The organism is Victivallis lenta (genome assembly GCF_009695545.1).
GTDB classification, from domain to species: Bacteria; Verrucomicrobiota; Lentisphaeria; order Victivallales; family Victivallaceae; genus Victivallis; species Victivallis lenta.
Genome location: NZ_VUNS01000059.1, coordinates 1 through 6,325 on the forward strand (window position 1 = coordinate 1; position 6,325 = coordinate 6,325).

General features: G+C 59.7%; 5 protein-coding genes. 1 reads left to right on the plus strand and 4 read right to left on the minus strand.

Annotation, left to right across the window (positions count from 1 at the left end; all coding sequences use genetic code 11):
* Positions 1 to 233, plus strand: a 233-nt coding sequence (locus FYJ85_RS23450) for a hypothetical protein (protein WP_206213418.1), incomplete at its 5' end; no start/stop codon positions are given.
* Positions 234 to 353: 120 nt separating this feature from the next.
* Here FYJ85_RS23450 and FYJ85_RS22620 read toward each other — a convergent pair.
* The 4 genes from FYJ85_RS22620 to FYJ85_RS23455 form a co-directional block, all read right to left on the minus strand.
* Positions 354 to 4,436: a sugar-binding protein gene (locus FYJ85_RS22620; RefSeq protein ID WP_154420952.1), complete on the minus strand. Its 4,083-nt coding sequence runs from the start codon at positions 4,434 to 4,436 to the stop codon at positions 354 to 356.
* A 37-nt stretch (positions 4,437 to 4,473) separates the two neighbouring features.
* On the minus strand, positions 4,474 to 5,163 hold the full coding sequence (locus tag FYJ85_RS22625; RefSeq protein WP_154420953.1) for a type II secretion system protein: 690 nt from the start codon (positions 5,161 to 5,163) through the stop codon (positions 4,474 to 4,476).
* Positions 5,164 to 5,193: 30 nt separating this feature from the next.
* On the minus strand, positions 5,194 to 5,928 hold the full coding sequence (locus FYJ85_RS24250) for a prepilin-type N-terminal cleavage/methylation domain-containing protein (protein ID WP_177994404.1): 735 nt from the start codon (positions 5,926 to 5,928) through the stop codon (positions 5,194 to 5,196).
* 170 nt (positions 5,929 to 6,098) lie between these two features.
* A partial coding sequence (locus FYJ85_RS23455) for a hypothetical protein (protein ID WP_206213419.1) occupies positions 6,099 to 6,325 on the minus strand: 227 nt, incomplete at its 5' end.

Below are 6,325 nucleotides of genomic sequence, written 5' to 3' on the forward strand. Positions count from 1 at the left end.
GGAGAGACTCCGACCGCTCTCGCCACATCGACAATGGTTGCCGTTCGTTTCGCCATATCCGTCAATTTTCCTTACCTGATCAAATCCATCATCAATCAAAACGTTTTGAAGCAAAATTCAAAAAAAAGAATCAAATCGTTTTGACTGAATCTGCTATTATTATGAACGATCTGATCCCAAATGTCAAGAGCCGAAGCGAAAAAAATGCCGATTTCTTTCGAAACGGCAGTTAAACAAGCATAATGCCTCGTGTTTTTTCCGGGATGAGCATCGCAAAAGAGCGCCGCGCCATGCATCCTGACGACGGCGCTCCGGTCAGCATCCATCAGCTCAAATGTGCCGTACTGTCACGGTCACTCGGCCGGAGTGAAACGCAGCAGTTGCGGTTTCAGCGGGGCAAGCTCGAATTCGGGCTGGAAGTCCGCTTCCCGGATCAGATCGAACCATTTCCCGGCGCCTTCCAGCTGAATCCGGCGCGGTTCGAAATTGTAGTTGACCAGATTGACCAGCCACGCTCCTTTTCCGTCCGGAACCATCCGGAAGAAGATGCCGCTGTTGCCGTCCTCGTGCGCCACCTTCACAGCGGCCGGTAGCGGTGCGACGCCGCTGCGGTGAATCTGCGCCGTTAACGCCGCGGCATTTTCAGGCGCCGCCGGCTCCGTCGGGAAATCCGGCGCGGCCGGCCGGCCGAACTCATCCTGCGCCAGGCTGCCCGGTGTAAGCGCGATCCGGCCGCCGTTCTCCGTGAACTTCTTCATCCCCAGCCGCGCGGCGCGGGAGACGTTTTTCGCTCCGGCCACATAGAGCAGCCTGCTGTTTCCGAATTCGCCGCGGGCGAGCTGCCGTTCCGTGAGAAAGCGCGGCCGGTAGCCGGTGAAGCAGAGCGCGGTGTAGAGTGCGTCGGTTTCAGCACGATAGGAGCCGGAATTGAGGATGGTGGCCGTCGGCGAGTAGAGAAGCGCCACCTCCGGCCGATCATCCGTGAACTTCCGGATTTCCGGTGCAAGACGGAGGCCGTCGAGTCCGGAAAGGCAGTGCGCGGCGATGTTGCCGGGGCGCAGGAAGATGTTTCCGATGAAGGAGTGCGACGGATTCTGCTTCGCAAAATCGTACTGATAATCGGCCCAGACCCAGGTCGCCAGCGTACTCGCGCCGGTGATGAACTGCTGGAAGTTCGCCGTATAGATGTGGTCGTTCGACACCGGGCGCGTCTCGCCGTCCGGAATGATGTGGTTCTCGGTGTTGGCAATCGACATCGGTTTGGCGGACATCTGGATCTCGTGCGTCATCGCGGTCACATCCCAGTCCGCAATCCAGCGGCCGCGCCGGTAAAAGTAGTTGTCGTTGCCGTTGTATTCGCTGAAGTCGCCCATCAGCTCGGGATCGACGCCGGAGGCGTATTCGAACGGGGAGCTGAACACCATGATCTTGGTGTGGACCGGCATTCCGGGAACCGCTTTCTTTACCTCTTCCGCCAGCAGCCGGTGCCAGTCGGCAAAGGCCTCGCGGGCAAAGGTGTAGAATTCATACTTCGCCGCCGAATCGTTCCCGGTTACCGCATCGAGCATCGCATCGCAGTCGGCGAACCCGGTTCCGGCGATCTTGTTGAATTCGGCAATGGAGCCGTATTTCTTCTCCATATACTTTTTGAACTCCTGCCGGGAGAACGGATTGTCCGGGCGGCAGGCGGTATAGACCGGCTCGTTGGTAAGGCAGATGCTGTGAATCGCACCGAAATACGGGCTCTCTTTCAGCTTCCCGAACAGCGCGGCGATATACTCCCGGACCATCTCCCGCGCCTTGGGCTGATTGACCTCGTATTTGAGGAAACCGGAGGGCGCCGCCAGCTCCGGATACTTCTTCAGCAGCCAGTCGGGATGATAATGAGGTGAGATGAGCAGCGCGATCGTATTGTTGTTCTTCCATGCTTTTTCCAGCATCGGAAGAATACGCGAATTCACAATGGAATAGTCCGGCTCGAATTCACGATTCTTTCCTTCGCGCGGGAACAACCGGCTCGGCCCCAGCTCGATCTGCACCACATTGACTCCCATGCCGGGGAACACAGTCATGTCACGGTCGATGTCGCCGAAGTGCCCGAAGCCGGTGAAGATCACCGGGCGGCGCTCCCGGCGGCCGTCTTCGCAAACCGCGTCGGCCACAGGCCACCCGTTTTCGAGCGTGATCGTTCCGGACTGATACTTCCACGCCGCCGGAAGCCTGCCGTCGCCGCGGAGCGTATTCAGATTCTCTTCGAGAAGGTCCAGCATATCTGCGGTTTCACGGGCGGTCATCGCGGCCTGTTCCGCGTAAAACAGTTTTTCACCGTCGCCGGAGGCGTTCTTCAACCGCTTCCGCAGCAACGGCAGATGACGGTCGAGCACTGCGATCGGCACGGAAACGCAAACGGCGTACGGGCGGTCGCCGTAAACCGATGCGAACTCTTTCTTCAACCGTTCCAGCCGGGCGCAAAGTTCCGTCAGCAATTCATTCTGCTGTTCATAGAGATCGGCTTTGACGGCCTGCGCAGTGCCGACGCTCTTGCCGTTGAGTTTGAAGTCAACCGTGTAGTTGCCTTTGGCGAGCCCGTCCAGCGTCAGCGAAAACGGGGCAAGGACGAGTTCGCCCGGTTTCACGCCCCGGATGTCGGCAATGCTGCGCAGAAATTTCTTCCCGGCGGCGTCGGAGAGTTCGGCGGTCAGCACCGCATTCTCCGGAGCCCGCGAAAGCAGCAGCCGGCCTTCCAGAATCTGCGCCGAAGGGGTGGACGGCAGCTTTGCCAGAACGCCCGGACTGCCGGTATCCAGCAGCGCCTGGATATACTGTGTGGCGTATTTTTTGTCGTGCAGCCCCGGCGTCAGGAAATAGGCGGTACGGTGTGTGGCGGAATCCGAGTCGTTGATGACGATGGTAAAGCCGAATTTTCCGCTTTTCTTCACGTCGCCGAGGAGTTCCCAGCGGAGCCGGGCTGCGAGGAAATAGCCCTGCTCCGTGCGAAAAACACGGGTTTCCGCCAATTCGGCGGGAAGCGGCTTTCCGGCCTGCGCTCCCCCGTCCCAGCACCAGCTCTGAACGGCGCCGTCCCTGCCGACCGAGAAGCCCGCTTCGAAATCGGTGTCGGACGACATGGCGGCGAAAGCTGCGGCGCGGTCGATGCGGATCTGGATGCTGTCTCGCTGCCACATGTCGCTCCCTGCTCCCGGCAGCGAGACATCGTCATTCACCCGGGCCAGCAGAATCAGGCCGGCGTCATCGTAACCGAGCGCCACGTCGGCGGAAAAGTTTTTCGCGTCCGGCATCTTTCCGTCGGCGGCGTTCTCCGAGGAAAGCGGCAGCCGGAAAACAGGCAGCCCTGCCGGAACCGTCTTGAGTTCGTCGAATTTACCGGGCAGCCGGTCCACGGCGTAAACCCGGTTTTTCTGCCAGAGCGCGGAGCCCAGATTCGGCGCGGTTTTCGGCACGACGGAGATATCGTCGATCCACACGCCAGGTGCAACGTCTTCGGAGATGATGACGACCGGAGTGCTCCCATCCTTGCCGACCTCATCCTTCGCAAGCCGGAACGGCATCTCGTAGGTGCGCCACTTGTCGGTCAGCGGCTGGAGTCCGAGGCGGTGGGCCCATTTGCTGCCGACCGCCAGCGTGATTCCCTGCCCCTCCCCGCGGGCATGCACCTTCAGCACGTAATCGATCTCCGGCTGGAGCCGGACGATCTGGGTCAGAACGCCGTAGACATTCGCATTCTTCGGCGTGGTATTGACGAATTTGAATGACGTTTTTCCGGTCAGGGCCGATGCCGCGTCAACGGCGCCCGTCACGTCGGCGCCGCCGGAAATCCGGTAAGACCACCCCGGCGGAAGCTGCCCGGGAATGCCGTCGAAGGAACCGTTGAGCAGCAGATTGTCTCCCATCGGCACGAGCCTGACGTCGTCGATATCGAATTCGGCGGGTCCCTCGGTGATCAGCCTGACGCCGCAGAGGTTCTCCCCCTCCATCCTGTCCGCCGGAACCCGGAGGACGAACTGATGCTGCGTCCAGCCGCCGCCGGAGGCTCCGGCGACCGGCCGGCGGATCAGCCACTTGCTGCCGAAGGCCCAGTTCGCATTCGTCTCCTTTGGCCCGCGGATTTTGTAGCTGAAAAGGTAATCCGTATCCGGCCTGAGGCTGACCGTCTGGCTGAGGAGCCCGAACCGGTTGGGTTTCTTCCCGGTCTGCCGGTTCACGATCCGCAGGCACTTTTCACCTTCGGCGCCCGGCGTAGTGGAAAACGCGGTGACCGGAACGTCACCGCTGCGCGAAAAGTTCCATTCGAGCGGCACACTGTCGCCGCCCGCCCGTTCGAACGAACCGTTGCGCACCAGATTGGAGTCGGCCGAAGCGGTCAGGGCCGCGGCTGCGGCGCAGCCGGCCAGCAGAATTCTCTTTCGTTGTCTCATGCTTGTTCTCTTTCCTTCTCAATAGGGTGTTGCTGTTTCAATTCATGTCGTCGATCAGTTTAAGCCGCGCGTCCAGCGTGGTTCCCTTGCGGTAGCTGTTGAGCGAAACCCAGCCGCAGGAGCCGTCGGCGCGGGAAACCGAGATGCCGTTGTTGTGTTCCGGCATCGGCTTGCTGACCTCAACTCCGTTGCGAAGCAGCATATCTCCGCTGATACAGTAGGTGATGACCTCGTTCTTCAGGCGGGCGAACGATTTGTTGAAGCTGTCGGCCTGGCAGTAAACGTTCGACGAATCCCGGGTGTAAAGATAATCCGCGAAATTCGTCTCATTCGTCCAGCCGCCGTTCGGTTTTGCCGGACAGCGGAGAATATTCGGACGGCGGAGCGAATTTGCCGCGCCGTTGTCGCGCACCCGCTTGGCATAGTCGGGCGCGCCGCCGAAGTATCCCCCGGCAGCCACGATGCCGAGCCCGACGTTCGTCGCCTCCGAAAGCGAGCGGATTTCCCCGCCGGAACCGACCACGCTGACGAAATGCGGCGGCAGCAGATCGCGGTAGTCGCTGCAGTACATATTGATTCCGGTGATGATCTGTTTCTGGTTCCCGATACAGCTGGCCAGATAGGCCCGTGCCTGGGCTTTGCCGAGCGCCGGCAGCAGCATCGAGGCAAGAATGGCGATGATGGCGATAACGACCAGCAGTTCAATCAAGGTGAAATGCTTTCTCATGATGCGAACTCCTTGAATTTTATTTTTTACTTACTTGGCGAGCTGATGCACGGCGTAATTGGAGTCGTACCAGGTCCGGAGATTGTAGGGCATCGAATTGAGCTCCTCGCCGGTATGCAGCGCGGCGTGCCCGTCGCCGAACGCGACGGAGATGCGGGAGTTGTGGGCCGCTGCTACCGCGGCATTGTCCATCAAACTCCCGTAGCCGAAGCGGGGATACCCCTTCTGCGTGGTGGAACGATAGGTGTCGGCGAAAACCAGGACGTCGCTCGGATTGGTCATCCGCGCCGGAAACAGCGTATAGTATTCGGGAGGTCCCGGATATTTCCGCTGAATGTAGTTGCCGAGCCTGTTCAGCCGGTCGCCGGTCCACTCCCCGCTGTGCTCCATGCCGAACGTGCTGGACCAGTTGTTGAAAGGCGTCATATTCGGAATGGTCGTGCACTGCAGAGATGCCTTCGGGATATAGCCGCCGCCCTGCACGTTGTAAGTTCCGTTCGCGGAAGGCGAATTGGTGAGGATCGCAACCCAGAGTCCGGCGGCGGTGTCGTTGTTCGCATTCTGCATGTAGCCGATATAGAATCCGTCGAAATCGCCGGCATACTGCGCCTGAGCCAGTATCGCCTGTTTTTTATTGTTGACGCACTGGGTTCCGCGAGCGCTGTCCCGCGCTTTATTGAGTGCGGGGAGCAGCATGGCCGCCAGAATGGCGATGATCGCAATCACCACCAGCAGCTCGATCAGGGTAAATGGATTCTTTTTCATCTCTTTTTTCCTCCGTTTGCGCATAATCGTCAGTATGTGAAATGACGATCGGGAAACGCAGAGAACGCCCTCAACGGGTACGGAGGAAAAGAGATAACGATGTTCGACAGTCAAATAATGGAAAGAGCAGATCGGACGGCCGCGGCGGACGCCGGCGGCGGCAGAAAATATCAGGCGGCAATGCAGTGCATTGCAGATAAACGGTTTGAAGGTTCGACGGGAATCCCGTGCAACTTCACATACTGACGATTATGCGTCTCTTGCGTCCGATCGGCGACGGAGTCGCGGATCACGAGCGGCATCTCGGGCGTCATCCGGCCCGGGGTCAGCGGTCTCCGGTTCAGTTTCGTCACCAGCAGCTCGACCGTGTGCCTGACGATCTCCTCCACCGGAAAGC